This is a genomic window from Leptolyngbya sp. FACHB-261, from assembly GCF_014696065.1.
Lineage (GTDB): Bacteria > Cyanobacteriota > Cyanobacteriia > FACHB-261 > FACHB-261 > FACHB-261.
In genome coordinates, this window is the sequence record NZ_JACJPL010000022.1 from 44,563 (window position 1) to 69,820 (window position 25,258).

At 53.6% G+C, this 25,258-nt stretch carries 22 protein-coding genes and 1 pseudogene; 10 read left to right on the forward strand and 13 right to left on the reverse strand.

The genetic code is table 11. The annotated features are described in order from the left end of the window. Window positions 1-29: 29 nt before the first annotated feature. Entirely contained in the window at window positions 30-431 is a 402-nt protein-coding gene (locus H6F94_RS13115) for a tetratricopeptide repeat protein (protein ID WP_190802694.1), read from the reverse strand. Window positions 432-486: 55 nt separating this feature from the next. Further along, complete coding sequence (locus H6F94_RS13120) at window positions 487-1,068, reverse strand: helix-turn-helix transcriptional regulator (protein WP_190802695.1); 582 nt, start codon at window positions 1,066-1,068, stop codon at window positions 487-489. A gap of 685 nt (window positions 1,069-1,753) precedes the next feature. Between H6F94_RS13120 and H6F94_RS13125 the strand changes: the two genes are divergently transcribed. The 3 genes from H6F94_RS13125 (at window position 1,754) to H6F94_RS13135 (ending at window position 4,651) form a co-directional block, all read left to right on the forward strand. Next, on the forward strand, window positions 1,754-2,950 hold the full coding sequence (locus H6F94_RS13125; RefSeq protein ID WP_190802696.1) for a sigma-70 family RNA polymerase sigma factor: 1,197 nt from the start codon (window positions 1,754-1,756) through the stop codon (window positions 2,948-2,950). Further along, window positions 2,947-4,122 (forward strand): DUF1822 family protein, encoded by a 1,176-nt coding sequence (locus H6F94_RS13130; RefSeq protein WP_190802697.1) that lies wholly within the window; start codon window positions 2,947-2,949, stop codon window positions 4,120-4,122. The genes H6F94_RS13125 and H6F94_RS13130 overlap by 4 nt, the downstream gene beginning before the upstream one ends. A gap of 85 nt (window positions 4,123-4,207) precedes the next feature. After that, a complete protein-coding gene (locus H6F94_RS13135) occupies window positions 4,208-4,651 on the forward strand; it encodes an acyl-CoA thioesterase (RefSeq protein ID WP_190802698.1) in 444 nt (147 codons plus the stop codon). 50 nt (window positions 4,652-4,701) lie between these two features. On the opposite strand, the gene ispE is transcribed toward H6F94_RS13135, so the two are convergent. The 3 genes from ispE to H6F94_RS13150 are packed head-to-tail and all read right to left on the reverse strand — an operon-like array spanning window position 4,702 to window position 7,325. Beyond that, window positions 4,702-5,619: a 4-(cytidine 5'-diphospho)-2-C-methyl-D-erythritol kinase gene (gene ispE / locus H6F94_RS13140; RefSeq protein ID WP_190802699.1), complete on the reverse strand. Its 918-nt coding sequence runs from the start codon at window positions 5,617-5,619 to the stop codon at window positions 4,702-4,704. Next, entirely contained in the window at window positions 5,558-6,412 is an 855-nt protein-coding gene (gene rsmA / locus H6F94_RS13145; protein WP_190802700.1) for a 16S rRNA (adenine(1518)-N(6)/adenine(1519)-N(6))-dimethyltransferase RsmA, read from the reverse strand. Before rsmA ends, ispE begins: the two co-directional genes overlap by 62 nt. Beyond that, complete coding sequence (locus tag H6F94_RS13150) at window positions 6,393-7,325, reverse strand: YihY/virulence factor BrkB family protein (protein WP_190802701.1); 933 nt, start codon at window positions 7,323-7,325, stop codon at window positions 6,393-6,395. The genes rsmA and H6F94_RS13150 overlap by 20 nt, the downstream gene beginning before the upstream one ends. Before the next feature lie 551 nt (window positions 7,326-7,876). Between H6F94_RS13150 and H6F94_RS32345 the strand changes: the two genes are divergently transcribed. Beyond that, the gene (locus tag H6F94_RS32345; protein WP_242041174.1) at window positions 7,877-8,038 is read left to right on the forward strand and encodes an SNARE-associated domain-containing protein; all 162 of its coding nucleotides are present in this window, start codon (window positions 7,877-7,879) and stop codon (window positions 8,036-8,038) included. 216 nt (window positions 8,039-8,254) lie between these two features. On the opposite strand, the gene H6F94_RS13160 is transcribed toward H6F94_RS32345, so the two are convergent. The 3 genes from H6F94_RS13160 to H6F94_RS13170 form a co-directional block, all read right to left on the reverse strand. Beyond that, window positions 8,255-8,785, reverse strand: coding sequence for a hypothetical protein (locus H6F94_RS13160; RefSeq protein WP_242041175.1), 531 nt, complete (start codon window positions 8,783-8,785; stop codon window positions 8,255-8,257). A gap of 330 nt (window positions 8,786-9,115) precedes the next feature. Continuing rightward, entirely contained in the window at window positions 9,116-10,327 is a 1,212-nt protein-coding gene (locus H6F94_RS13165) for a homospermidine biosynthesis protein (RefSeq protein WP_190802702.1), read from the reverse strand. A 595-nt stretch (window positions 10,328-10,922) separates the two neighbouring features. Next, window positions 10,923-11,807 carry a class I SAM-dependent methyltransferase gene (locus tag H6F94_RS13170; protein WP_190802703.1) on the reverse strand — a complete coding sequence of 295 codons (885 nt, stop codon included), beginning with the start codon at window positions 11,805-11,807 and terminating at the stop codon, window positions 10,923-10,925. Between the two features lie 292 nt (window positions 11,808-12,099). Between H6F94_RS13170 and H6F94_RS13175 the strand changes: the two genes are divergently transcribed. Then, on the forward strand, window positions 12,100-13,620 hold the full coding sequence (locus H6F94_RS13175; RefSeq protein ID WP_190802704.1) for a flavin monoamine oxidase family protein: 1,521 nt from the start codon (window positions 12,100-12,102) through the stop codon (window positions 13,618-13,620). A 231-nt stretch (window positions 13,621-13,851) separates the two neighbouring features. Here the strand turns inward: H6F94_RS13175 and H6F94_RS13180 are convergent, their stop codons facing one another. Next, window positions 13,852-15,936 carry a pentapeptide repeat-containing protein gene (locus H6F94_RS13180; RefSeq protein WP_190802705.1) on the reverse strand — a complete coding sequence of 695 codons (2,085 nt, stop codon included), beginning with the start codon at window positions 15,934-15,936 and terminating at the stop codon, window positions 13,852-13,854. 809 nt (window positions 15,937-16,745) lie between these two features. On the opposite strand from H6F94_RS13180, the gene H6F94_RS13185 reads away from it, so the two are divergent. Then, the gene (locus tag H6F94_RS13185; protein WP_190802706.1) at window positions 16,746-17,063 is read left to right on the forward strand and encodes a hypothetical protein; all 318 of its coding nucleotides are present in this window, start codon (window positions 16,746-16,748) and stop codon (window positions 17,061-17,063) included. Window positions 17,064-17,091: 28 nt separating this feature from the next. On the opposite strand, the gene H6F94_RS13190 is transcribed toward H6F94_RS13185, so the two are convergent. Further along, complete coding sequence (locus tag H6F94_RS13190; protein WP_313949283.1) at window positions 17,092-17,757, reverse strand: Uma2 family endonuclease; 666 nt, start codon at window positions 17,755-17,757, stop codon at window positions 17,092-17,094. 49 nt (window positions 17,758-17,806) lie between these two features. Continuing rightward, window positions 17,807-18,238 (reverse strand): lactoylglutathione lyase, encoded by a 432-nt coding sequence (gene gloA, locus H6F94_RS13195; RefSeq protein WP_190802707.1) that lies wholly within the window; start codon window positions 18,236-18,238, stop codon window positions 17,807-17,809. Window positions 18,239-18,500: 262 nt separating this feature from the next. On the opposite strand from gloA, the pseudogene H6F94_RS32350 reads away from it, so the two are divergent. The 4 genes and pseudogenes from H6F94_RS32350 (at window position 18,501) to H6F94_RS13215 (ending at window position 21,890) form a co-directional block, all read left to right on the forward strand. Beyond that, a pseudogene (locus H6F94_RS32350) lies at window positions 18,501-19,000 on the forward strand (Uma2 family endonuclease). A 288-nt stretch (window positions 19,001-19,288) separates the two neighbouring features. Next, window positions 19,289-20,584 (forward strand): phosphopyruvate hydratase, encoded by a 1,296-nt coding sequence (eno, locus tag H6F94_RS13205; RefSeq protein ID WP_190802708.1) that lies wholly within the window; start codon window positions 19,289-19,291, stop codon window positions 20,582-20,584. 27 nt (window positions 20,585-20,611) lie between these two features. Next, window positions 20,612-21,418 (forward strand): threonine/serine exporter family protein, encoded by an 807-nt coding sequence (locus tag H6F94_RS13210; RefSeq protein WP_190802709.1) that lies wholly within the window; start codon window positions 20,612-20,614, stop codon window positions 21,416-21,418. A 13-nt stretch (window positions 21,419-21,431) separates the two neighbouring features. After that, window positions 21,432-21,890: a threonine/serine exporter family protein gene (locus H6F94_RS13215; protein ID WP_190802710.1), complete on the forward strand. Its 459-nt coding sequence runs from the start codon at window positions 21,432-21,434 to the stop codon at window positions 21,888-21,890. 57 nt (window positions 21,891-21,947) lie between these two features. On the opposite strand, the gene H6F94_RS13220 is transcribed toward H6F94_RS13215, so the two are convergent. Both H6F94_RS13220 and H6F94_RS13225 read right to left on the reverse strand, forming a co-directional pair. Beyond that, window positions 21,948-23,720, reverse strand: a complete 1,773-nt coding sequence (locus H6F94_RS13220; protein ID WP_190802711.1) for a purple acid phosphatase family protein — start codon at window positions 23,718-23,720, stop codon at window positions 21,948-21,950. Window positions 23,721-23,845: 125 nt separating this feature from the next. After that, window positions 23,846-25,243, reverse strand: coding sequence for a DUF697 domain-containing protein (locus tag H6F94_RS13225; protein WP_190802712.1), 1,398 nt, complete (start codon window positions 25,241-25,243; stop codon window positions 23,846-23,848). Window positions 25,244-25,258 lie beyond the last annotated feature (15 nt).

Below are 25,258 nucleotides of genomic sequence, written 5' to 3' on the forward strand. Positions count from 1 at the left end.
CAGCTCATAGCAAGACCCAAAGCTGGTTTTTAGGAAACCTCCTGGTTGAGAAAATAGCCCTGCATACGCCGAATGGCTGAACTGCTCAGTTCTTGGCGGGCGGCTTCGGTGCAGTAATGGTCAGGACCTAAGAGCCGTTCATAGAGATCTAGGGCTTGCATGTGAAAAGGTTCTGCCTCGCTGTAGCGCCTCTGAACGGCATAAAGGTTAGCGAGATTTGAGAGCGTCTGAGCCAAGTCAAGGTCGTCAGCCGCGAGTGAGTTTTGCAGCGATAAAGCCTGTAAATAGAGAGCTTCTGCTTTTCGGTAGTGACCTCGCGCTTGGTGCAAAACAGCCAGGTTATTCAGCCTTTGGGCGAATTGAACACGACGCGATGTGAGTTTCCGGCTCAGAGAAGTGATCATACGATTTAAGGCTGAAAAGGGATCCATGAGGGTGGGCTGCTCTACACACTGGATCTCAAGCTGAGGAGCTCGCATCAGGAACCTAGGAATCACGAAGACCAACGGGGGTCTCAAACCAAGTTTTGTCGCCATTTTCTTTGGCTAGAGCACTTTTCATATGCTTCTTAACGGTATTGAGACTAATAAATAGCTGTTCAGCGATTTGACGATAGGTTCTGCCAGCACGGGCTAAGGCCCAAACTTCTGCCTCACGGGGGGTGAGGCCATAGGCTGGTGGCACTGCCCAGATTACGGCGGCATCAGCTGGTATGTTGCTTTCTAAAATGACCAAAATCGCTGCTTCTTCTGCGGGTTGTATCTGTGCCGACTTGACTTCTAGCCAACGAGCAGTGATGCGGACGGTGAGTTTTTGGGCTGGCGTAATGCTGTGATCAACAATGACCCGTTTACCTTTGTAATCTGCTTGGGCCTGAATTAAACACTCGCAGGTATACCAGATCAAGTTAGGAATTGAGGGATCAGCGGCAGCACAAGACTGTAGCTGCTGGCAGATTTGCTGCGCGAGCGTGTTGGCATACACTACACAGCCCTGACGAGTCACGATTAGGATCCCGTGGTTGAATCCTTCAAGAATGGCCTGGTAAAGCGGAGGATCTTGAGTCATAGGGCAATCACCTGTCAGAAATTTGGGGCGGCCAGAATGCTGCGGGATCGAAGGCTCAAACTCCATGATTGCGGCTGAGACCGAGAAACGCATTCGGGCTTTCAGTAAAGTTGCTTGCTGAAACTAGACTGCTTGAGCACACATTTCGGTAATCAGCTTTGCCGAAAACTACACGAGCTGTTCCGCAGGTTGTTTTACGAGCTGTTCTGCACAAGCAGCCCGTGATGCGAACATAAGTGTTAATCCGGCTGTTAACACTCAGAAATGAGGTGTGTAATGGTAGATAACAGAGTTGCTGGGCTTGGAATCGTTGAATCTCCAGCATGAGAAGTCATCGATGTAAGCAGAAGAATGGCTTATACACTCCGTCCTAAAGCTTTCACAATCCGGATGTTTTGGCAGAACTTTAGATCTCAATTTTCCAGTGCCAAGTGGCATCGCTAGATATGAGCAATATCCTTCACTTTGCTCCAGATTGCGCGCTCGGCTCCTTGCATTGCTAAGTTGCACTCCTGAGTTAAATTGCCAAAGGCGCGAACTCGTTTGTAGCAAGTGGCACTAGGGGCTCCTAACTGGAGTACAGCCGCTAGCCATTGCCTATGTACGCTGTTGCCAAGCAAGGTTAATCTGGCCCCAGATTGCCGTTTTCTCCTCTGTGCCATTTGGCTTCATTTGCTGGACTGCCATGCACCCCCGCCTTAGCCTGATTGATACTTTCTCCACTTTTGCGCAATTCGATGCTGAGCGTTTCCGGGCTTGGAGTAGTGACGCGAGGTTGCGCCGTAGCATGAGAATTTGCTTGGACCAACTGACGCTTTCGGAGAGGCCAGAAAACTTTTGGGTGCTCTATTGGTACAGGCGCTGGGCTGATCAACAGTCCCAGCTAGCGAGAGGACATCTGACCGCCTATCTGCAAGAAGCGGCCTACTGGGCAGTTCATAAAACAACACGCCATCTCTCAAGTTTGCAGTTGACGCATGCTCACTACTTTCAGACCCTGATTAGCAGGGTTGATCAAGTGCTTAATGGGTTCGATCCTGCTCAAGGAATCACACTGGAACATTACGCTAGGTCAGTTTTCAGCAGCACTCTTCGTGAGCGTCTGTACCAGGCCCAAGAAGTTGATATCTGCACTGATTGGGCGCTGCTCCGTAAGCTAAGCAAGACAAAACTCACTGAAGCTCTGATCGCGGCTGGCCTAGCGCCTTCAGCCCAAGCGTCTCGTCTACTGGCCTGGTATTGTTTCAACACGCTCTACCTGCCAGGGCAAGCGAATGGCACCCGCAGGCTGCCGCGACCGGCAGAGAGTACCTGGGAGGCAATTGCTGCTCTCTTCAATGCTCAACAGGCAAGAGGACCACTGGCGACAGCTCAAATTCTGGAGCAGTGGCTTCAAGACTGCGCTGTTGCTGTGCGCTGTTATCTTGTCCCCAGGGCGGTTGCCCCCAATCTTGCTAGAGCAGCAGGACCAGGCGAACTGTCAGAACCAGACTACACAAGCCCTCTATCCGGCCTAGACGCCAACATTGCTCAAGAGGAAGAACAGCGCCGAAGAGAGCATCAGGTGCAAATTCAGGCAGTGCTGATCGAAGCTTTAAGGCAACTTGAGCCTCAAGGTCAGCAGTTACTGCGACTCTACTACCAGCAGGAACTGAGCCAGGAGATTGCCGCTCAGCTGGGCCTGCAACTCTCTACAGTTCCACAACAACTCAACCACTACCGTCAGCATCTGCTCACGCTGCTGGTTCAGCGGAGCCAAGACACTTTGCATCTGACCCTGACCACTGACTTACTGAAAGCGACAAGTGCAGTTCTGGAGGATTGGCTGGAGGTTCACTACCGCCATCCTGACCTCCAATCCTCAGACAAGGAACCCTCATGACCTTTGGCTCTGCTTTGCTAGAGTTCGCTGATCCTGGCCAGCTCTGGCTTGCGGTCGATCCTCAAGTTCAGACCCTAGCTTGGCAGCAAAGCCAGTTGCTGGTGCAAGACCACAGTAGCTGGCGGGCCTACCTCAATGCTCTCTGTCTCAATACCGTCTTGCCCTGGCTGCAAGCAGAACAGGACACTGCAGCGCGAGTTTGGCCAAAGCCCAGTGCTCTGCCAAGCTTTTGGGCGCTGGTTAATGGCACTGCCGTCAACTTGGGAAGCTCGCGTTTGCTGTTGTTACCTAGCGAAGCGCTCGATCTCAGCGAGTTGCGCGTGCCTCAGGAATGGGTGGACATCCCCAATTGGGCTGCCGATTACTACCTAGCAGTTGCTATTCATCCCGATGAGGGCTGGGTGAATCTGTGGGGCTACGCCAGCCATCGACAGCTCAAAAGCCAGGCAATTTACGACGCCGACGACCGCAGTTACCATTTGGCCGGAAACGATCTGAGCCGCGACTTGAAGGTTTTGTGGCTCAGCCATCACTTTCGTTTAGCTGAACCAACCCAAGCCCGTCTCACTCCTCTACCCCTGTTGTTGCAGGCGCAGGCTGAAACTTTATTGCAGCAGCTGAGCCACCCAGAGCAAATTTTGCCACGCTTGAGCTTACCCTTTGAACTATGGGGGGCCTTGTTGTCCCACGGTGGCTGGCGACAACGCCTACACGAACGGCGTCAGGGTCTCTCCGATCAATGGTCGGTTAACCAGTGGTTGCAGTCTGGGATCTCAGCGCTAGCGCAACAGGTTGGCTGGACTCAGGCCGAATTGCAGGCCAATCGACTAGGCAGCCAAGCACTAGAACCAGGGGAAAATCCAGTATTGTTGGTGCGGCAATTAACGATTGCCGGTGAACCCTACGAGTTGCGAGTGTTGCGCCAAGGTAGCCTGGAGCCGCGTGTTTGGCGTTTTGAATTGCGCTGTCAGCCTCCCGGTAATCTGATTGCTAAAGGGGTGCGTTTGCGGCTGCTCACTGAGGATTTGCTGGGCTTCGAGAACCATGAGGATGTTGCTGATTCCGCAAGGGATCTACTTTATGTTGAAGTAGCTCTAGCGCTTGGCGAAGCACTGGTCTGGGAAGTGGAGCCCCTGCCGGATGACTATGATCGAGAGATTCTGCGCTTGTAGATTTCTAGCCTTTAGTTCGCACATTCCTAGTCAAGAATGTGTTGGCCAACCCACTGATTCTTGAGTCAATTTTCAGCAGAGGGGCATGCAACGATTTACCACTCAATTGCGCGTTCGCTATCACGAAATGGACCCCCTTGGCCATGTGAACAATGCTGTGTATTTGCACTATTTGGAACAGGCTGCTATTGAACATTCTGAGTATCTAGGCTTTGGTGAGGCGCGCTACCGTGAGTTGGGTGGCATCTTTGTGCTGCGTCGGATGCAAGTTGAGTATTTGCGTCCGGCTGTCGCTGGTGACACACTTGCAGTTGAAACCTGGTTGCAAGAAATGCGTGGTCCCAGAGTCATTCGTCGCTACGAAATTCGCAGACGAAACGGAGCGGACTTGTTAGTCATAGCAGAGGCAGTCTGGGTTTGGGTCGATGCAGCATCCGTACGGCCAAAAGCCATTCCCGCCTCTATTCTGGAGGTGTTTCAAGCGGCCAGCCAAACGACTAACGAGGTCATAACCAACTCAGTGAGCTAGAGCTTGCGAGCAGGGTTGTGGATGGCTGTTCAGTTCCTGAGCAAGGCTGATCAACCATCCACAACCTGAACTCCACCGACGCACAGGCGGGTCAGCCAAATCTCAAGGCTGCTATGCGTAAAGGCTTGACGGGTTGCGGCTTCGATTGCTCTGGCCTGCTCCACTGACTCGCACAGGGCAAAGACGGTGGGCCCAGAGCCGGACATCATCGCCCCTAAAGCTCCTTGTGTCTCTAGGTAGCTGCGCAACTGGGCCACAGGTTCGTGAGCTGGTAAGACTACTTTCTCCAGGTCGTTGTAGAGGAAGCGTCCAATGCGGCCAAAGTCACGGGCCGCTACCGCACTCAGCATCTGGCTAGAATAACCGCGCAACTCCTTAATCTCGGCTTCGCTGTGCTTAAAGTGAGCGCGGAAGCTTTGATAAGCCCAGGCAGTTGAGACACTTAAATCTCGGAACTTGCACACCACTACCGGCAGCCCATCTAGATCCGGCAGAGGGGTCAGAATCTCACCTCGGCCAACGGCCAGTGCTGTGCCTCCGGTAATGCAAAAAGGCACATCTGAGCCGAGGGCGCTGCCAATTTCTTGCAGTTCTGTATGGGTTAGGCCCAAGCCCCACATCAAGCTCAAGCCCACCAACACGGCTGCCGCATTGCCAGAACCTCCGGCTAGCCCTGCGCCCACTGGAATTTCTTTACGAATTTTGATCTCAACACCACCACAATCTGGGTAGCGCTGCTGCATCAAGGCCGCAGCCTTCCAAGCGAGATTGCTGGCATCCTGGGGAACTTGCGGATGGTTGCAATGCAACTGGATTGCGTGGCCTCTCAACGGACGCAGTTCAATCTCATCAGTTAAGTCAATGCTCTGGAGCACCATGACGACCTCGTGGTAGCCATCGGGTCGGTCACCCACAATCTCCAGATACAGGTTGATCTTGGCGGGAGCTTTCAGGCAGTAGGGGCGCATCGTCTTGGGCTGCGGCAACGAGCAGGTTACTGAGACTCACCCAGGCATCAACACCGAGGTCTTCAGCCCGTGCTTGAGGATTCACCTCTAATTGTTCCAGGAAGCTGGTCAATTGTTCGCGATTCACCAAACCGCCTAAGGTATTGCGTAGCATTTTGCGTCGGGTGGCAAAGCCTGCGGTGACTAGCTTCTCCAAATGCTGCGGATTGTTGGCGATTTTTCGAGGGGGATGAGGCTGGAGTGTGATCACAGCAGAATCTACTTTAGGGGGCGGCTTAAACGCCTGCGCTCCAACATCGCAAACCCAAGCGGCATCTACTAAGTACTGCACCTTTACACTCAACGCACCGTAGTGCTTGGAGCCTGGACGGGCACACAGGCGTAAAGCCACTTCTTTTTGCAACAGCAGCACGATGCGCTCGAACTGATTAATCGGTGTGGCGATCCTACCCAGGAGTTTTTCTAGGATAGGACCCGTGATGTTGTAGGGAATATTGGCAACCACTTTGTTGGCTGAGGGCAATGGCAACATGAGAATATCGCCTTCTACCAGCTGAAAATTCTCCAAGTTGCCAAAGCGCTTAAGCAGGGGCGCGATGAGGTCTCGGTCTAGTTCCACAGCGGTCAGAGCCCCACATTTGGGTAGCAGCATCTGCGTCAGACTGCCTGTGCCAGGGCCAATCTCCAATACATGATCAGTTGGTTTAAGGTCAGCGGCAGCAACAATACTGGCAAGGGCTTTTTCACTGCGTAACCAGTGCTGACCAAAGCGTTTACGGGGACGAATCGACATTAGGTGATGATACCTTCTGGCGTCGAGCTGGCACAGAATCTCCCATTGCTTCTCGCAGCGAGAGATTGACCTGATCCCCAAAGAGCAACGCCAGCGAACTGAGCCATAGCCATAGCAGCATCACGATCACAGCACCTATGGCTCCATAGACCCGGTTATAGTTGCCAAATTGAGAGACATACAGTCGAAATGCTCCTGAAATCGCCACCCAGAGCAAGCTGGCGCACACGGCTCCAGGCAGAAGTGGCGTTCCTTTGCGGCGCACGCTAGGGCCGTAGCGGTACAAGACCATGCAGGCTACGGTAACGATCCCCAAAGTAATTGGCCAGGTGAGCATATTCCAGCCCCAGAGCAGTAGCGAACCGACAGGGCCTAAGCCAACTGCGCCAGCCTGAGTTGCAACTAAGGTCAAAACCAGACCGCTAAAAAAAAGCACGCCTGAGGCCAAGCCAATCAGCAGAAGCATCCCTAGCATCAGCAGGAGCGAGAGTAACCTGGCTTTCCAGAAGGGGCGGAGCTTCGAGACCGGCACCTCATGGCTGAGATCCAACGCCACCATCGCCGTTCCCACTGCACCTGAAGCTGCCCAGAGGGCTACAAAAAAGCTCAAGGAGAGCAAGCCGCTATTGTGACCGTAGCTAATGGCACGCACATAATCCTGCACCAGAACCAGCACTTCTTGGGGCGCGATCTGCTGTAGCCGTCCCATAATTGCGTCAAAGGTGGCTTGAGAGGAGCCAAACAAGCCCACTGCGGTTAGTGCAGCCAGAATAGCGGGGAACAAAGCCAACATCGTGCTGTAGGCCATCTCGGACGCCAAACCGGGCAAGCGTTGCTTAGCCGCGTTAACAAGGGCACTGCGAAAGATTTTCGGTGAGAGGTGATGGATATAGTCTGGTTTCTGGGGCTTCATGGGCATAGCCTATCTGGCCCGATTAAATCTGCGTTTCCGTCTCCGGATTGAACTTCAGCTGCTGGAACGGAGGGTGTAGAGAAGTGATGACATCTCACAACTAAGTCCCTAACAAACTCTGCGGTAGCCATTGGCACGGTCATTAGCACGGTGAGAAACGCACATCTTCTAGAGCCTTGCTTCTGGAGACGCTTGGTTGCAAATAGCCTTCTCAGTAGGTTCTCAGTGTGTTGGTCTTAGCAAGTACTCAAACTCTGGAAGTGATTCTCTGGAAGTTCTGGTCAAGCTTGGAACATCCCTGAGCACAGAACAAACCAACTGTTACTCTCTGCAAAGTTGTCGCCTTAGTTCAAGTCCCGATGACTCCAGCCACTGACAAGTATCCCTTGTTATTAAGTCATGCGAATGGCCGGGTAACTGGGTTAGGTCGGTTGCCCCGCAGAACGGTAGCGTTATTTGTTCTAGATCTCACCAAGTCTTCGCTTTAGACTTCGGTGAACTTAAACTGACTGGCTAAGCACAAGCCTGATGGATTGAAAAGGAGTTGATGAATGCATTTCGACCTGCCAGAGCTAATTAAATCTTTGGGCTATATAGAAGTTTGGGCAATTGTATTTGCCGAATCAGGCTTGTTAATTGGTTTCTTTCTACCGGGAGATAGCCTGCTGTTCACGGCTGGTTTCATAGCCTCTCAAGGATCACTCAGCATTTAGATTTTGACCCTGGGCTTTTTTATCTGTGGCTGGACTGTTGGCGTTACCTTTCTGGGCCAGGTTATTCCTGACGTTGATAAGTATCTCTTGCCAATTATCCTCGTGATTGTGGTCGCCTCCGTCGCGCCCTCCCTCATCCATCTCTACCAGGAAAGCAGATCTAAGAGAATCTAAGACGAACCCAAGCCTGGGACTGGGACTGGTCAAGCCATTGCTTCACCGTCGTGACGGGTCACGCCTGCTAAACAAGGTCCGCAATCGAATGCGGTTGGAAATGTAGAGCGGCAGTTGGTAGTGCTCAGCCAGCAACCAAACCACTAAGCTCAGGTGGGTTAGGAAGGTGAGCACAGTCCAAAGGATTGGGAAAAAGCTGAGCGCGCTGCCTGCGGCTGGCGGGAAGGTGTGATAAGCCATCCATACCAGCGTGGGTGGCAACAGCACCAAGGCTACACCGACAGTCCAGATCACCAGCGTCAGATTGACATCATCGTGCTGAACTGACTGCCAGCCCCGTCCAGTCCAGCGCCACTGCAAGGGTTGTGAGCTATCCTCGACCCGCAACACATTGTCGCTGAGATTGGCTGTGAAAATGTGACGGCAGAAGTTACAGGCAAAGGCATCGGTCAGAACAAGCCCCTGAATTTGGCCGTGGCGGCACACTGGGCAGGTATAAGTCTGCTCGTAGCTCAGCAAATGTCGCTGCGTTAATGGTTGGAGCGAAGCCTGAGCGGGAAGTTTGTCCATCATGAGCCGGGAAACTGAGCGCAAAATATGAAGCTAGAGGCAAAGTTCTTTCGAAAAGACTCTACTTTATAGCTATCTCTTAATTACTCTGTCAGCCTCTGTCATTAGAGTTGACAGACTTTCAAAATTCTTCAGGTCTTACCGTGATAGTCAAATAATCCCCTCTCGGTTGGCTTTAGCTGGAAGAACCAGTGGCGGACCGAGAGGGGAGACTGAATCTAGGCTGGTTTAAGGAGTTTGTCTTAGGGGTTGATTTGAGGTTGGATGGAAAAACCTAACTCAGCTTCAACTGGCGGCCTAACTGCGGCTGCTAGCAGCAGTTAGCAATTAGCCTTAGCGTCGGATCGGCGTACCGCAGGGGTAGGTGGCGACGGGTTGCTCCTTTGATTGCTCTTTGTCTTGCTCTTTTGCAGTAGCCACGGATGCCAGATGGAATTCCTGGGTCTTCTTCTCTTCCGCTGGCTTGTTCAGCGCAGCCAGGTAATCTGTCTGCAAAGTCGCTACCAGCTCGCTGCGTCGGTCATAGAGCCGCTTCAGCGGACGCACTGGGCAGGTGTTCATTACGTAGGCGGTGAGCAGTGGCAGCGCGATTGTGCTGTCGGTGTAGCAAACTACGGTGTCGCGCAGAGCATCCGGGTCGACTTTGCCCCAGCTAACGGCTTCACTGGGTACGGCACCGGAGAGACCGCCAGTGTCAGGGCGAGCGTCAGTGATCTGAATAAAGTAGTCGTGGCCACGCTCTTCCAAGCCCAGAACTTCGTGAATCTGCGGCTGGGTTTGCAGCAGGAAGTTCTTGGGGCTACCGCCACCCAGGATCAGGGCTGCGCTCTTGCCGTCGTTTTCACGGGCACCATAGACAATTGCAGCTGACTCGTTCACGTCTTGCGAAGGATCGAGCACCAGCTGAGAACCTTCTAGTGCCATTGCAGCTACGTTCATACCGATTGAACTGTCGCCGGGTGAAGAGGTGAAGATCGGTACCCCACATTCGTAGGCAGTTGCCAGCAGACAAGAGTTCTGAATACCCAGTTGAATTTCGACCTCGCGCACATACTTGCCCAGCAAGTAATGGAACTCGGCGGTGCCCATACGCTTCTGGAACGCTGGAGCCTTCAGCACTTCCCGCACAAAAGCATCAGTTTGCAGCAGGACATCGTAGTTAAAGATGATGTCGTAGATGCGGATGCGCTCTTCTTGCCGCAGTTTCACGTCGTCTACGAAGGGGTGAGAGCTGTAGAGCTCTAACCCCAGGCTGTAGTGCATGTCGTGGTAGAGGTTCGCGCCGGTGCTGATGATGTAGTCCACAAAGCCATTGCGCATCAACGGAGCCAGCAACGACACCCCGAAACCAGCAGGTGTTAATGCACCTGACAAACTCAGACCCACAGTGACACCGTCGCGCATCACTTCGCTCTTGAGCAGATGGGCAATCTCGCGCAGCCGAGCCGAGTTGTAAGCGACGAAATACTGATCGATCAGGTCCACCACATTTATTTCGGTGGGCATGGGAACGGGAAGTAGCTTTTGACCAAGCAGTTTAGACATGACAAATCTCCAGGAAATGAACCAAAGAAAGTTCTGAACGACAAGCGCCGCAGGCAATTAGATATGCCACTGCAATAGAGGACGGAGCCCCACATTCGGCTCGCTCCAGGCTCAGCTAGCAGACAGCCAAACTTGTAGAAGCGCAGCATTAGAACGCAGCAGTGCGCTAAGTTGCGGCTTTTCGATGTGAGTTGTAAAAGCTAAGCCTAATGAGGCAGTTGGTGACCGGCCCAGTTCGGACTTCTCACAACAGGTGAGGTCTCGAACCCTCAGTTACAGACCGGTCAGGGCATACTGGGCCCTTCGCAGCGGTCAGCCCAGGATAGAGCAGGATCGCAGAGGCGCCTGCGCTTCAGTTTCATGTCCAGGTACCACAGGTCAAAACCAGGGTAACCAGCGCAGAAGAAATGGTTCAATTCGGCAGCGACCCGTACGAACTGGTCAATGTTCCTCAATAGATCGTAACACCGATAGCTAACAGTGAAATACGTACATCTGCTGATAAAGCTTGCTGACTACTGGGGCCGAGAAGTGGCGTGCAACTGGTAAAGTACAGGCCACTTGTTCAAGATAGGGATCCAGACAGGTAGAAAACTCAGGCTCCCGCGCCTGCAAAGCCCAGATCGCCGTCCAAATCGCTTAGGGTTTCGAACTTGGCAGTGCGCACCTTCGGTTCAGGCGCAGCCAGTGGTTTGACGCCCCGTGTCACCTGATGCAACCACCAATGCTCCTGGGTCTGTACGGCACCAAAACCGGCTGCCTGCATCCAGGCGTTGAGGTTACCAGCAGCGTAGGCGTTGATGTGCGGCTCTTCGAACACGTTGTTCAGCCACTCGGTATTGCGCAGTGTGTTCTGGTTGCCATCTAGGATTAAGCACTCGCCGCCTACTGTGACCAGGCGGAACATCTCGCGCAGAATGCACTCGGTCACTTCTGGCGGTGTCTCATGAAAGAGTAGCGAGGCTGTGACTAGATCAAAAGAAGCGTTGGGCAAGCCAGTGGCTTCAGCGTCACCGTGGCGGAAGGTGATGCCAAGGTTTTCCTGTTGAGCTTTGAGCTGAGCAACCGCCAGCATGTAGGGCGACAGGTCTAGCCCAATCACCTCGGCTTGAGGAAAAGCTTTTTTGAGCAACAAGGTGCTTGAGCCGGTGCCACAGCCCAGGTCGAGAATACGGCGCGGCTTGCTGCGAACTGCCTGAATCAAGCAGTTGCGCACCATTTCTTCACCGGGCGGCAGAACGTAGCGAGTCACCGGGTCGTAGCTGAGAGCGGCATCGGTGGTGAGATAGCCACCTTCGATGCCGTGGAAGTTGCCGGTGCGGTAGTAGTCAGGGTAGGTCAGATCGGGCCGAGCAATCTGGGCGGTGACCGTCGGCCAATCAATGCGCTCATGAACACGGTGGATTTCCTGTGGGTCAATGAACAGCTTGAAGACCGGGGCTAGGAATTGCTCCCAGAGAGTGTCTTTGCGGGTCGCCATGACTTTCCTTGCCAGATTGCTCTCTCTATGATGCCATCTGTAAAGTTTAGTGAATGCCTTTAGGGCAACAATTGCCGGGTATATGTTGCGGCTTCTGGCTCAGAACTCACGGACCACAGCTTGGTGGCAGAGCTTGTGTGCCATAGATTACGGATCGGGGCCAGTGTGTCAGGGCTTGTGAAAAAAACGCCTGGTTTTGTAATACAGCACACTCAAAGACGACTACGCCTGAAAACTCTTCCCTATGGGGCATTGATAGGATCAAGTTAAGTCCACGTTGGTCCTACTTTGCTTGAGTCACACTCCTGTTTTTGATTACCTGCGTCGAGTTGCATCTGCTCAGACCCAGCCTTTCCAACCTAGTCGCAGACGCTTTCTACAAACCGGCTTGGCGGCGGCGGTTGTGCCTCTGGTGCCTGTCTCCAAGCTTAAACCGCCTCAAGTAGTGATCGTGGGTTGTGGGATTGCCGGGTTGACCGCAGGCTACCGACTCAAGCAAAGGGGGGTGCAGGTTGCTTTATATGAGGCTAGCAATCGCCTGGGAGGGCGCACCTTCAGTCTGCGCAATCACTTTCCGGAGGGACAGGTTGCAGAACTGGGCGGCGAGTACATTGACTCTCACCACAACTCCATCCGCGTCCTAGCCACGGAGTTGGGCCTAGAACTTTATGATGTGCTGGCTGAGGACCGGGGACTGACGGATAACGTCTGGTATCTGGATGGGCAACTGCTGACCAATCCGCAAGTTCTGACTGCTTTCGCCCCGATTCGTGCTCAGATTCAGCAGGATTTGCAGGGAAGTGCTTTCACGCAGAATTCGCCTGGGATTGACCGGCTGGACCAGCTCTCGATTACGGAATGGCTGGATGGTGTGGAGGCGGAGCCGTTCATCAAGAAACTGCTCAATGTTGCCTATACCGTGGAATATGGCGTGGACGCTAGCGATCAGTCAGCGCTCAATTTGCTGTATCTGCTGGGGAGCGGTTCGCCCGTCACGGGAGCGGATCAGTTTGCGCTGCATGGCGTGAGTGATGAGCGCTATCGCATTCGCGGTGGCAATGATCGGCTGGCTCTGACCTTGGCGTCTAAGCTGGTGAATGAAATCCACACGGGTACGGCGCTAGAAGCGGTGCGACAACGCGCAGATGGCTACCTGACCTGTAGCTTTTGGCAGGATAACCGCAGTTTTGAAGTTGCTGCGCCGCAGGTGATTTTGGCGTTGCCGTTTACGATGCTGCGTCAGGTGAAACTGGCGATAGATTTACCGCCGCGTCAGCGTCGAGCGATTGCCGAACTGGGTTATGGCACCAATGCCAAGTTGATGGTCGGGTTCAACGAGCGGCTCTGGCGCAGTCGTTACAACTCCAATGGCAGTGTCCATTCAGACTTGGACTTTCAGAGCACTTGGGAAACCAGTCGGGGTCAGCCGGGTCCGGCGGGGATTTTGACCAACTTTACGGGCGGCGGACATGGCGTTGCCCTCAGTTTCAAAACCCCGGCTTGGCAAGAGCAGCAGTTTTTGACGCAGTTGGAGCAGATTTTCCCTGGTGTGGGTGCGGCTCGCAGTGAACTGCCGGTGGCTCGTTTCCAATGGCCGACCTATCCGCACACGCGTGGTAGCTACTCTTGCTATCGCGTGGGGCAGTGGATGTCATTTGCGGGCAGCGAAGGGCAATCGGTGGGCAATTTGCACTTTGCTGGGGAGCATTGCTCGGTGGTGGCGCAAGGCTTTATGGAAGGGGCTTGCGAGAGTGGCGAACGGGTGGCGCGGATGGCGTTGGCACTGGTGCCGTTTGCGGAACGGCTGGCTTGAATACTTTTGACTTCTTTTCAAAGTACAGAAGCAAGAAGCCCTCACCCCCAGCCCCTCTCCCAAAATTGGGAGAGGGGAGGTCATATCAATTCTCTAAGTGAGAGTTACAAAATCCCACCGCCTACGGCTCCTCCCCTTTGCAAGGGGAGGTTGGGAGGGGTGAATCTGTAGCGATTAAGAAGTGAGTTGGGATTAGAAGGGAATTTGTTTCTCTTGGTTCTGAGATTTTTGCTAAAGACCCAGGAATGGCTTGATGAGCGGCAGCAGTTTGGTGCAGGCTTCGACAAATTGAGTGGCAGTGGGCAATTGAGCCGCCATGCCTTGCAGAACGCGAATGGCTTTTTGGGCTGTTTTCTGTGCGGTTCCGGCTTGCGGTTCTTTGCCTGCTTCTGCTAAGTCTTTGATGGGTTCTAGGGCTTCGGCTTTTTCTTCGGGGTTTAGATTGCTGTCTGTTTCAATTGCGGTTTGCAGTTGGGTGAGTAGTTCTTTGATGCCGGGTTGATTGGGGTCAGTAGAGGTGGGTAATTGCTGGATAGTTTTGCTGACGGTGCCGCTGATCGTGCTGTAGTCGCCTAGGGCGTTGCCAAAGATGTCGCCTTGATTGTTGCTGAACTCGATTTTGCGGCTGGAGTCTGTGCTTTCGTTCATAGATTTACTCTCTGCGGTGGCGTTGACATCGATAGTGACGGGGCGGTTTGCTAATAGGCTGGCAATGTCTTTGAGATTGGCGCTTTGTTCTCGGTAGACAGTGATCAGGTCATCCTTGCCTTTTAGTTCAGCTTGATATTTGGCTTCTAAGGCTTTAAGAGAAATCTCGTAATTCTGATTGAATTCGCTGTGAAGTCTGGCTTTGTCGGCATTGGGTGGAGCGTTGACTTTGACGACTACGACGCCATCGCCTTTGTTTTCGATACTTTGGATCGAGAGTTCGGTGCCTTCGTTATCCAGAACGAGATTGTTGAAAGAGTAAGTGAAGGCTTTCCAGTCGATGCCGTTTCTGAAGATCAGGTCAACAGTGCTCAGGACTTCTTGAAAGAGTTTGGTGAATTCGCCAGGGGCAAAGTTGCCGCTGCTGGGGCGGCGTTCGCGTTGGTTGTTGAGCAGGTAAACGTATTCGCAAATTGCACCGTCGAGTTGTGTGGTGCTGTCGATGTTCCAGGCTTCGAGGCAAGTACCAGTAAGTTTGGCTTGATCAAAGTTTGCATTCAAGGCTTGTGTTTTGGTGAGATTTGCTCGTTCTAAGTTTGCGTTTTGTAGGATTGCACCACTAATATCGGCTTCGGTTAGGTCGGCATTGCTGAGGTCTGCACCCGTTAAATTTGCACCTTTAAGGTTGTCGCCAATAAAAGCTTTATTTTTACCATTACCTGTAACAAGTAAGCCTCGTACAGCAGGCTCAAGTAAGATAGTGCCGCCCACTCTGGCTCGATCTAGCCTAATACTCCGAGACCAGCAAGTACGAATCACAGTTGCCTTTCTGAAGTCTGTGCTCCTAAGAATTGCTTGAGCAAAGTTGGCATCAGTCAAATCGGCATTGCGAAAGCTTGTGCCCCCAATTGCAGCACAAGCGACAGCAATTCTCCGCACTAAAGCAAACTTCTCGTCGCCTGCTAAAGCGCGCCAGGCGATGTAGGCGGTTGATAATTTGCCTGCGACTACGCCTGTGAATCCGCCTGCGACTGCGACTGTCAATGTGCCTGCGCCTGCGACTGCGACTACGCCTACAACTGCGCCTGCGCCTGCGACTACGCCTATGATTGCGTCTGCGCCTGCGCCTGCGCCTATGATTGCGTCTGCGACTACGCCTGTGAATGCGATTGCGATTGCGACTGCGACTGCACCTGTGAATCCGACTGCGACTCCGACTGTGCCTGTGCCTGCGCCTGCAGCTGCGACTGCGACTGCGACTGCGACTGCGACTGCGACTGCGACTGCGACTGCGACTGTAATAACGCCTAAAGCTACTTCCAGCCCTCGACGAATTATGACAATCGAGAGAACGACCATCGTTGCCAGGACAAGCACACCGGCAATGATGTTCTGCTCAGCACTAGGAAGAAGCAGATACACAACTAAGTAGCCTGCTATCGCTGAGGAGAGTGTCGATACTAATGACAAAGCTAATGAGATGAGGCTCTGACCAATGAGCCAGCGCTTTTGCACTCCTGCTCTAGCCCCTGTAAAATTTGCGACGGTTAAATTTGCTTTGGTAAAATCTGCTCCTCGGATGTCTGCATAGCTGAAGTCTGCACCCGTCAGATCTTGGCCTTTGAACGAGCGACCTCGGAGATTAGCGCGGCGGAAGTCTTCAGGCATGGAGCTGATCCGGATGCACGGGATTGACAAGGTGATAACACATCGGGAGACCCCTCCCCCAGCCCCTCCCCGGCGCGGAGAGGGGAGCCGGATTGAGTTGGCATTTCTCCCCCTTCCCTCACAGGGAAGGGGGCCGGGGGGTTAGGTCTCTACTTGTTGTCGTTACTTCCACAAGTTCCGTCCTTACTTCTGCAAGTTCTGTCCTTACTTCCACAAGTCCTGTCCCTACTCCCGAGCTTGTTGTCGTTACTTCCACAAGTCCTGTCGTTACGACAACAACTTTTGATCTTGATCTTTAAAAAAGTTCATCTGGATCAATTGGCGCTTGAGTGAGAGCAGGTGCGATGACTCTAGAGAATCTACTGAACTTGCCTGGGAGGGCATAGAGCGCTCAGTGAATCTCTGGGATCGCCTTCAGCAAGCTCTGACATCACTCGCCAAAAATCTTTGCTCAACCCTATTTACAACTGCCTAAATTAGCGCTACATTCTCACTCAGTCTCGCTGGCGAGACGTTACCTGGTGCCGTTTGTGCAACACCAGATAACTGACCCCCGTGTTGTTAACCACAACGCGAAGGCTGAGGGAAGTTTAACACCGACCAAGGCTGTTCTTTGGTTTCGCTTTCGCGGGCCATAGAGCAGGTCCGTTAGCAGACAGACTAAGGGGTCAAGAGGTCACTAATTGCCCCTTTCCATTGACCATTCGTCCCTGCCAAGGGCGAAGCATCAAGGTCAAAGTTTCAGGCAAAGCCTCAGCTTTGTGCCGAGTGCTTCACCCTAATCCAACCATCCTGATTGCGATAAAACTATGTCTTGTCAAATTCGTTGTGCCCTCTGGGATCTGATTTCCCGTGAGGTCGAATTGCCTGCGCTCAACAAACTGATTCTGCTAACGATCGCCAACTACACCGAACCCTACCGCAGCAAAACCCCGGTGCCCATCTCCCTAATTGTGCGCGACACCCGCATCCAAGAATCCGACCTGCGCAAGTTCTTCACCAGCCTCGAAAGCGGTCACTGGATCGAGAAAACTTTAGTGCCTAATAGCGAAGGTCGGCCCCCAGTTACCGTCTACCATCTCGCCCCTCGCCTACTCCGCGCCGCCCAAGCCAAACCGACCGACTAGACACCTGAGTTTGTACCCAACTTAAAACTCACAGGGTATCTGGATCAATATTCAGTTCTCGCAGTTTCGCCGCTAAACGCTGGGCTCTCTGGGCCTCCTCAGAATGAGTCAGTAGAGTTACGCCAGTTGCCGGATTGTGAAAGCGCAACTCGCCCGTTGGCAGCAGGCGTAACTCTAAATTCAACACCTCACTAAACAGCGAGAGCATTCCATCCGGCAACTCCGTCCCAGCCATTGGCCAGTAGTTCTCGCCAGCTAAGCGCAAACCCTTGAGCCGAGGGCTGAGGTAGTCGCCCGTGGGGTCATATTGCCAATACTCGCGCACTCCTAAGTACGCATAGAGCCCCTTCTTAGTGCCTTGGTCCTCACTGACAGTACTCTTAGAGGTAATTTCCAGAATGAAATCAGGTACCTTACCGCCTTCCTCCCAAACTCTGTAAGAAGGTCGGTCTCGCTGCTCTGCCCCAAGCACTACGAACACATCTGGCGCTACTACAGCAGCAGCATTCCCCTGCTCATAGTAGAGAAACAGATTGCCGGACACATACACCTCCGGCTGACTTTGGAAGTGAATCCGCAGCACTTCAACCGCATAGGTCAAGTAATTGCGCTGGAAGTCGCTCTCAGCCATAGGCTTACCATCGTCGCTAGGATACTCAACAGGATTTGAGCGGTGGCTTGGCGAAACCGTCACTGAGAACGCCCTCCAGCAGTAGGGTTAGAACCAAAACGCAATTGTTAGCTTACGCCGTTGCTGCTTCAGCCGTTGGCCGTTCCTGGCTTGAGCCTTGCGTGCTCAGTTGAATCAGCTCAACTTTGTAGCCATCAGGATCTTCCACAAACGCGATCACCGTCGAGCCATGCTTCATTGGCCCCGGTTCACGGGTAACTTTGCCGCCCTTAGCCCGAATCGCTTCGCAAGTTGCGTAAATATCATCCACGCCCAAGGCAATGTGACCGTAAGCATCACCCAGGTTGTAGGAGTCGCGGTCCCAGTTATAGGTCAGCTCAATCACCGTATTGTCTGACTCATCGCCATAACCTACAAAAGCCAGCGTAAACTCGCCACTGGGGTAGTCCTTCTTGCGCAGGAGTTGCATCCCCAGAACATTGCAATAGAAATCTAATGATTTGTCCAGGTTGCCAACCCGGAGCATGGTGTGGAGCATTCGCATCTCTGACACTCTTAAGCGCTTCCTCTTTAGTGTACGTAGAAATCTAGTTCAGGAGTACCCACACATAGCGGCGTCTTGTGCATCCAACCAATGAAACAACGAAAATCAGTAGAGTCTTGAATGAGAACCTGATTAAAAAAGACGGCCTTTCCTATTACTAACCGTCTTGTAAATAACCAAGCGTCTTATATATAAACTCTAGAACCTAAAAAACCTTAAAAAGCGGGTATTAGGGGTCTAGAGATATTCTGGGGTCAATCCCATGTCCCTCACCCTTACCAATCTAGAACAGGTGCAAAAAGAGCATTCGGATTGGCGATTAGAGCTGGTCGATGGGAACATCATTGCTATGGGACCGTGTGATGATACCTCGAGCGAGATTGGTATAGAGTTTGCCGCACAACTCCGTAATTGGGTTAAGCCTTGCAGACTCGGGCGAGTATATGACTCTAGCGGTGGCTTCATTCTGCCGAATACAGACCTACGTGCCCCTGATGTCTCCTTTGTTTTGGCAGAGCGAATCAAGCGCGGCAATCGTAATTTTGTACAACTAGTGCCGGATTTAGTGTAGAGATCAAATTCAAGACCGACCGCATTCCAGCTCTGTACCAGAAAATTCAGGACTCCCTACAAATGGGAGCACAAGTCGGCATTCTCATTGACCCAGACAAGCTAAGCGTGACCATTTATCGCCCTGTAGGTACGCCTACCCTGGTGCAGAACGATGATGTCCTCACCTTGCCTGAATTGCTCCCCAGTTGAGAACTGCTGATTTTTGAACTCTGGCCCCCCGTGTTCGAATAAAGTCTGAGGGACAAGAACTCAGAGACAGGACCAGCTTGATCCCCTGTCTATTTAGCGCTTCCACTTAAATAAACTCCAAGGCAACCCTGGAGCTAACTCCGGAAAGTAGTAAACAAGTTGGATCATTTAGGTAAAATCTTTAGGTTTCATACCCCATGCCACAGAAGCTCTGCTCTAAGATGCTTGGGGGCAAATTGCTTATTGACTTGTCAACTCCTGTCCAATACCTAAAGAGGTCCGCGCAGCATGTTCAACGGTGCAGGCAGCACAATTGAGGCCATCCAGGCTAGAGAAATCCTGGACTCGCGGGGAAGACCCACGATTGAGGCAGAAGTCTATCTCGCCAATGACATTGTGGGGATCGCTCAAGTTCCGAGTGGTGCCTCGACCGGCAGTTTTGAAGCTCACGAGTTACGGGATGGTGACAAGAGCCGTTACAGTGGCAAAGGCGTTCTGCAAGCCGTTAAGAACGTCGAAGAAGTGATTGCTCCTGCCCTTCAAGATTTTGATGTGCTCCATCAAGAGCAACTCGACCGGCGCATGATCTCCCTCGACGGCACCCCCAACAAATCCAACCTGGGTGCAAATGCCATCCTTGCCGTTTCCCTGGCCGCAGCCAAAGCAGGCGCGCTCACGCTGGATCTTCCCTTATATCGCTACCTCGGCGGTCCATTGGCCAACCTGCTGCCAGTGCCCCTGATGAACGTGATCAACGGCGGCTCTCACGCCGACAACAACGTTGATATCCAAGAGTTCATGATTGTGCCGGTTGGCGCACCCAGTTTCAAAGAAGCACTACGCTACGGCGCTGAAGTTTTTGCTTCCTTGCACGATGTGCTTAAGGCCAAAGGTCTCCTGAGCGGTGTGGGCGATGAAGGCGGCTTTGCACCCAACTTGGGATCAAACCGAGAAGCGCTAGATCTCTTGCTGACCGCAATTGAGAAGGCTGGCTATAAACCCGGTGAACAAGTCGCTCTAGCTCTGGATGTCGCCGCCACTGAGTTCTACAAAGATGGCAGCTACACCTACGATGGCGCCCCTCACACACCTGCTGAGACGATCAGCTATCTCTCAGAGTTAGTGAGCAGCTACCCCATTGTCTCAATTGAAGATGGCCTGTCAGAAGATGACTGGGAGAGCTGGAAATCGCTGACCAACGCCATCGGCGATCGCGTGCAACTGGTGGGCGATGACCTGTTTGTGACCAATAAGGTTCGCCTGCAACAGGGCATCGAATCGGGTGCAGCCAACTCGATTCTGGTCAAGCTCAATCAGATTGGTTCGCTCACCGAAACCCTAGAGACTGTAGACCTGGCAACTCGCAGCCGCTACCGCTCGATCATCAGCCACCGCTCTGGCGAAACCGAAGACACCACGATTGCCGATTTGGCCGTCGCCACTCGTGCGGGTCAAATCAAGACTGGCTCGCTCTGCCGCAGCGAACGAGTTGCCAAATATAATCGCCTCCTGCGGATCGAAGACGAGCTGGGTGAGCAGGCCGTGTACGCGGGTGCAGTCGGACTCGGCCCGAAGCTGGTATAGTCCCGCTGTTGTTTGCACTCAACCCCTGTGGATCCTGAGGCTTCCTCCCTAGAGCTGGCGAAAACCCTGCGTGCTGTGCTCCGTTTAGGCGTGCTGATGTTGCGGGGTGGTTCGTCCAGCTTTCGGGTCGAGCAAGCCATGTCCCGTTCAGCGCAAGCAATGGGTGTTGAGCGGCTCGATGCTTACGTTACGCCCACGGGCATTATTGCCTCGGCCTATCAAGCCCAAGCCCATCAAACCCAGATCGCTCGGGTACGCGGCCTAGGTGTGGATATGAACCGCATCAGCATCCTGGAGTTCTTGGCGCTGCACATGCCACCGGCCTTTGAGCCGGAGCTGTTGGAGACGATGCTCGACAACGTGGAGCAACTGCCGCCGGTCTACCCGCCAGTGGTTCTGATCCCAGCGGTGGCTATTGCCTGTGGTGTGTTTGCAATTATCCAGGGCGGCAGTTGGCTGGAGTTTGCAGCCGCTGCCTCAGGTGCTGGTGCGGCCCAGTCGGTACGCCTACGCCTGCAAGCTGCTAAGTTCAACCCGATTCCGATTACGGTTGTTTGCGCGGCCATTGCCACAGCGATTAGTTATCCTCTGGTCCTGGCTCTGGGTCTGTTGGCCACGAAGCTCGGGCTTGGTGCGGTTGTGCCCCGGTTGGCGGTCATTTCTTCGGTCCTGCTGTTGGTACCGGGTATGCCACTAGTAACGGCGATGCTCGACCTGACACGACTAGATCTGGTTTCTGGTGTAACTCGCTTCGTTTACGCGTTGCTACTGCTGATCAGTATCGGCATTGGTATTTTGCTGGTCCTGGGTTGGACTGGCTTCACAATTGTGTAGCAGGTGCAAGCCAATGGCCCTCAATCTGAATACAGTGCTGGTTCAGGCATTGCTGGGCTTTGTTTCTACAGCCGGCTTTGCCATTCTGTTCAACGTGCCGCGTCGAGCTTTGCTGATCTGTGCGCTGATTGGCACCCTGGGACATGGGTTGCGCTTCGTGTTGATTAGTCTAGGGGTTGTGCCTGAGGTTGCAACCTTTTGCGGGTCTCTCTGCGTGGGACTGGTCGGTGCTTGGCCTGCCCACAAGCTGAACTTACCCCGCATCGTTTTCACCGTCACCGGCATCATCGATCTGGTGCCCGGCATCCCGGCTTATCAAGTTCTGGTTTATTTCAGTCGCAATGATATTGCTGGCGGGTTAGAGAGCGCAGTCAAGGCTGGACTAATCACCGGCGCGATTGTGGCTGGCTTGAGCACGGCCCGAATTTTGACCGACCGGCAATGGAGCCGCAGCGATAGCACTCATGCCTAAATTCATGTCTAATTCTTAAAGTCAAATACCGGCTAGTCGTAAATTTGCACTAGTAGGTCACTGAGCAGAACTGGACAACTTAAACTCATCAAACTTCACCACTTCGGAGTCTGGCTTCCGTGTGTCAAAGCGGTAGCTGCTCACCGTGCCAGTGCTAGTGTCTAGGATGCTAAAGGCGGTGATGTCGTTGCTAGAGAGATAAGGCAGGGGCTGACCTTCGTCGTCTAGTAAGGGAGCCAGCGTGGGCACAACTGGCTCTAAGCCATTGGGATCGCCAGTGGCAACGTAGTTGGGGCTATCCCCCGGTGGCACAGGTCGCTTGCGAGCGCCCACGTAAGCGCCGTAACTATTGCCCACGTTCGAGGACTCCAGGAAGTTCAGGCCAGCAGGACTGACAAAGCGGTTCCAGATGTGGGTGTGACCGTAGAGGACCAGTTGTGCCCCAGCTGACTCTAGTAGCGGCACGACATCGCGGATCAAATAGTCCGCTTGCCTGGGGTACTCGTAACGGATGGCCTTGATGCTGCCGTTGGCCTCCCGCTCGATCTGCTGCACGGGGTCGGTGTAGGGTGGCACGACGTTATCGCCCAGCGAATGGGGCGGATGGTGAAACATCACCAAGCGGTACTTAGCCTGCTGAAATTCGGGGCTGTTCAGCTCCTGTGCCAGCCAGTTGTACTGCGTGCTGCCCTTAGCAATGGGTTCAAAAATCAGATGGCCATAGCCCCAACGCTGCGGTTGCTGCACATCTTGAGGGCGTTCCTGGTAGCGACCGGCGTAGTTGGCATGCAGGTCAGGAGTGCGCCAAATTGTCGTGGCATACAGCACCACCAGACGCACATCACCAAAACTGACCGCGTAGTAGCGCTGGTTGCCGGTCTCACTCTGGGGCAGGCTGAACAGTTCCTCGTAGCTGTCGGTGTTGAACGAATGATCCTTAAGCCAGCGCTGGTAGGCTTGCGGTTCCTGCGGTGCGGCTGGATAGATCTTGGCTGCGATTTGGCGAGGAAAGGCATCGTAAAACTGGAGATTGAGACTTTTCTCAGTTGAGAAGCGGCCCATGACCTCGTGATTGCCAATAGCGGTGAACAGAGGCGCGTGCTGAATCAGGGCTCCACCGCGATACAGAGTTTTGACGCCGTCACGCGTCAGTTCGTATTGGGCGCGTCCTTGCAAGTTGGCAAAGAAGGCATTACCGCGGTTATCGTCAAACCACTCGGAGGCTCGGTCTGGCACGTTCACCAGATCGCCTGCCAAAAACACAGCATCCACCTGGCCCACGGTTTCAACCACCTTTTGTAGGTTGGCAGGCACTAGGGGCATCAGTTGGTGGTCGGAGGTCAGCAGAATTTTGAGCGGCGTACTCGGTTTGGGTTGAGCGCTGAGGCTGAACACCTCGCTGCTCACGGCTTGCCCATCCTCCCGCACACTCGTTACTCGATAGGGCAGGCGCACACCTGAGTTCAAGCCGGTCACCTCCGCCTCGTGTCGCCACACTGGACGCTCAACGGGTTGGCTGTAAACCTGGTCAGACTGGTTCTGCTCACCTACCTTCGAGTTCTGGTCCTCGCGGCTGCGGCTGAGCTGACGAGTTGTCGCCTTGGCAGTTTGTTCGAGCTTGGGGCCATAAGCCACGTTGTGCGTCGAGCCTGCAAACTCAGTGAACCAGACCACCCGGACTGAGTTGGTGTTGGGTAGTTGCAGGAAGGGATCGCTCAGCAGTTGGGGGCCGGGAGCATTTTGGGCCTGGGTCATCGCGCTTAAGCAAACCACAGTCAGCAGGACGGCTACCAGTATGGCGCGTCGGGTCCAAGGGTGGAACAGTTGCATGAGGCTGCGAGTGGAATACAAACGCGAGAGACGCAGACTTCTGGTAAAAGTTCGCCGATTTTTAAAGTCTGCCAACTTGGTTTAGGTAGCCCTAACCCTTAGGCCACAAGTTTTTACTGTCCTGTCTAGGCCGACTCCAGTTGAGGCTGTTTTTGCTCTCCTAGCAGGTGGCTGATCCCTTGCTTCACAAAGCCTTGCAGAAAGGCGGTGCGCTGATTTTGCGCGAACAACTCTTGCAATTTCTGGCCCAGAGTTCGCTCCGTGCAGTCCTGCTCTTGCTCCAGACAGGTCATAAAAGACAAGGCACCTAGATGGCTGAGATAGGCGGCACTCAGCCCTTGCATGACACCACCGACTGCATAGGTTGCCACGTTGCTCTTGAGCAAGGCACTGATGCCCTGAGTCGAGAGTTCGACTAAGCCCAGCTTCAGCATCAGCACACCTAAAGTCTTAGCCAACGGTTGTGCTTGCTGCAAACTCAAGGGCCGCTCGTAAATCGCGGCGATCTCCAGCAACATCTGAGCGTTGATCGCGGCAGTTGCCAACAAATCCAGGCCCGGCAATGGATTGGCGAACACCGCAGCGGCGGTTAACCACTGGTAGCGCTCAATCACAACTTGAGCTTGGCTACGACGAACCTGATTAAGACGATCTTGGGCCGTCAGCCGTAAGCTCTGGGCCTGCTGCAAGGCATTGCCTAGCTTCAGACGTTCGCTCTCCTGGCTCAGCAAGGGGGCCAGATAGGTTTGCAGTGTTGCAATTTCAGGCTTGGCTTCTTCAAACCACTCTCGCACCGAGCCATCAGCGTGATGCTGGCGAACCTTAACTGGATTGGGAGCTGCTGCAACGCTGACCACAGTCTGGACCGATGGCAGAGTTTGGCTGAGCTCGCGCAAATGCGCTAAAACCTCGTCCTGGTCGGCAGGCTGGTAGCGGTCGCTCTGGTTAAGAACTAGTACCGTTGGTCGATTACCAGCGCTCAAATCATTTAGGCGTTGAAATTCACTTGCGCTCAGGTCCCCTGCGGTCACAAATAACAGCAGGTCGGGACTTGGTATGGAAATTGGCGTAGTCTCTGTCGTTTCTTCCAGCCAAGCGACCCCCTGGCTATTTGGAGCCAGGGCGGCGATTAGACTACTCTTCCCTGATTTCGCTGGACCTGCAACACCAATTCGCAACTCAGACCGCGTCAGTTCCGCTCGAATCGCGGTTGCCTGAGCGCACAGTTGCTCCGCTGTCGTGGCTTCTAACTTGTGTGCCAGAGTTTCCGCTCTGCAAACTTCCTGCTCTACAGCAGCCGTGCTGAGGACAAGGGCTCCCCCGCGCGGTACTGTCTCAGGTTTGCTGTCACGGAGCCAGAAGTAGCCTCCCAGCACCAGAGCGAGCAGGCTCAGGCTGCCCCAGATGTTGAGGATGAGATCAGAAGCAAACCAATCGCCCAACAGTGCGACCCCGCCAACCAGGACAAGGCCACTGCCGAGCCACCGACCTTGAACAAAAGGTGAGGGCGCAGGAGCAGACATAGGAGTTCAAGTTCT

What these genes read in the sequence shown, in the direction of transcription:
- H6F94_RS13115 (WP_190802694.1), bottom strand. Translation starts at nt 431, where the DNA reads ATGGATCCCTTTTCAGCCTTAAATCGTATGATCACTTCTCTGAGCCGG.
- H6F94_RS13120 (WP_190802695.1), bottom strand. Translation starts at nt 1,068, where the DNA reads ATGACTCAAGATCCTCCGCTTTACCAGGCCATTCTTGAAGGATTCAAC.
- H6F94_RS13125 (WP_190802696.1), top strand. Translation starts at nt 1,754, where the DNA reads ATGCACCCCCGCCTTAGCCTGATTGATACTTTCTCCACTTTTGCGCAA.
- H6F94_RS13130 (WP_190802697.1), top strand. Translation starts at nt 2,947, where the DNA reads ATGACCTTTGGCTCTGCTTTGCTAGAGTTCGCTGATCCTGGCCAGCTC.
- H6F94_RS13135 (WP_190802698.1), top strand. Translation starts at nt 4,208, where the DNA reads ATGCAACGATTTACCACTCAATTGCGCGTTCGCTATCACGAAATGGAC.
- ispE (WP_190802699.1), bottom strand. Translation starts at nt 5,619, where the DNA reads ATGCGCCCCTACTGCCTGAAAGCTCCCGCCAAGATCAACCTGTATCTG.
- rsmA (WP_190802700.1), bottom strand. Translation starts at nt 6,412, where the DNA reads ATGTCGATTCGTCCCCGTAAACGCTTTGGTCAGCACTGGTTACGCAGT.
- H6F94_RS13150 (WP_190802701.1), bottom strand. Translation starts at nt 7,325, where the DNA reads ATGAAGCCCCAGAAACCAGACTATATCCATCACCTCTCACCGAAAATC.
- H6F94_RS32345 (WP_242041174.1), top strand. Translation starts at nt 7,877, where the DNA reads ATGCATTTCGACCTGCCAGAGCTAATTAAATCTTTGGGCTATATAGAA.
- H6F94_RS13160 (WP_242041175.1), bottom strand. Translation starts at nt 8,785, where the DNA reads ATGATGGACAAACTTCCCGCTCAGGCTTCGCTCCAACCATTAACGCAG.
- H6F94_RS13165 (WP_190802702.1), bottom strand. Translation starts at nt 10,327, where the DNA reads ATGTCTAAACTGCTTGGTCAAAAGCTACTTCCCGTTCCCATGCCCACC.
- H6F94_RS13170 (WP_190802703.1), bottom strand. Translation starts at nt 11,807, where the DNA reads ATGGCGACCCGCAAAGACACTCTCTGGGAGCAATTCCTAGCCCCGGTC.
- H6F94_RS13180 (WP_190802705.1), bottom strand. Translation starts at nt 15,936, where the DNA reads ATGCCTGAAGACTTCCGCCGCGCTAATCTCCGAGGTCGCTCGTTCAAA.
- H6F94_RS13185 (WP_190802706.1), top strand. Translation starts at nt 16,746, where the DNA reads ATGTCTTGTCAAATTCGTTGTGCCCTCTGGGATCTGATTTCCCGTGAG.
- gloA (WP_190802707.1), bottom strand. Translation starts at nt 18,238, where the DNA reads ATGCGAATGCTCCACACCATGCTCCGGGTTGGCAACCTGGACAAATCA.
- eno (WP_190802708.1), top strand. Translation starts at nt 19,289, where the DNA reads ATGTTCAACGGTGCAGGCAGCACAATTGAGGCCATCCAGGCTAGAGAA.
- H6F94_RS13215 (WP_190802710.1), top strand. Translation starts at nt 21,432, where the DNA reads ATGGCCCTCAATCTGAATACAGTGCTGGTTCAGGCATTGCTGGGCTTT.
- H6F94_RS13220 (WP_190802711.1), bottom strand. Translation starts at nt 23,720, where the DNA reads ATGCAACTGTTCCACCCTTGGACCCGACGCGCCATACTGGTAGCCGTC.
- H6F94_RS13225 (WP_190802712.1), bottom strand. Translation starts at nt 25,243, where the DNA reads ATGTCTGCTCCTGCGCCCTCACCTTTTGTTCAAGGTCGGTGGCTCGGC.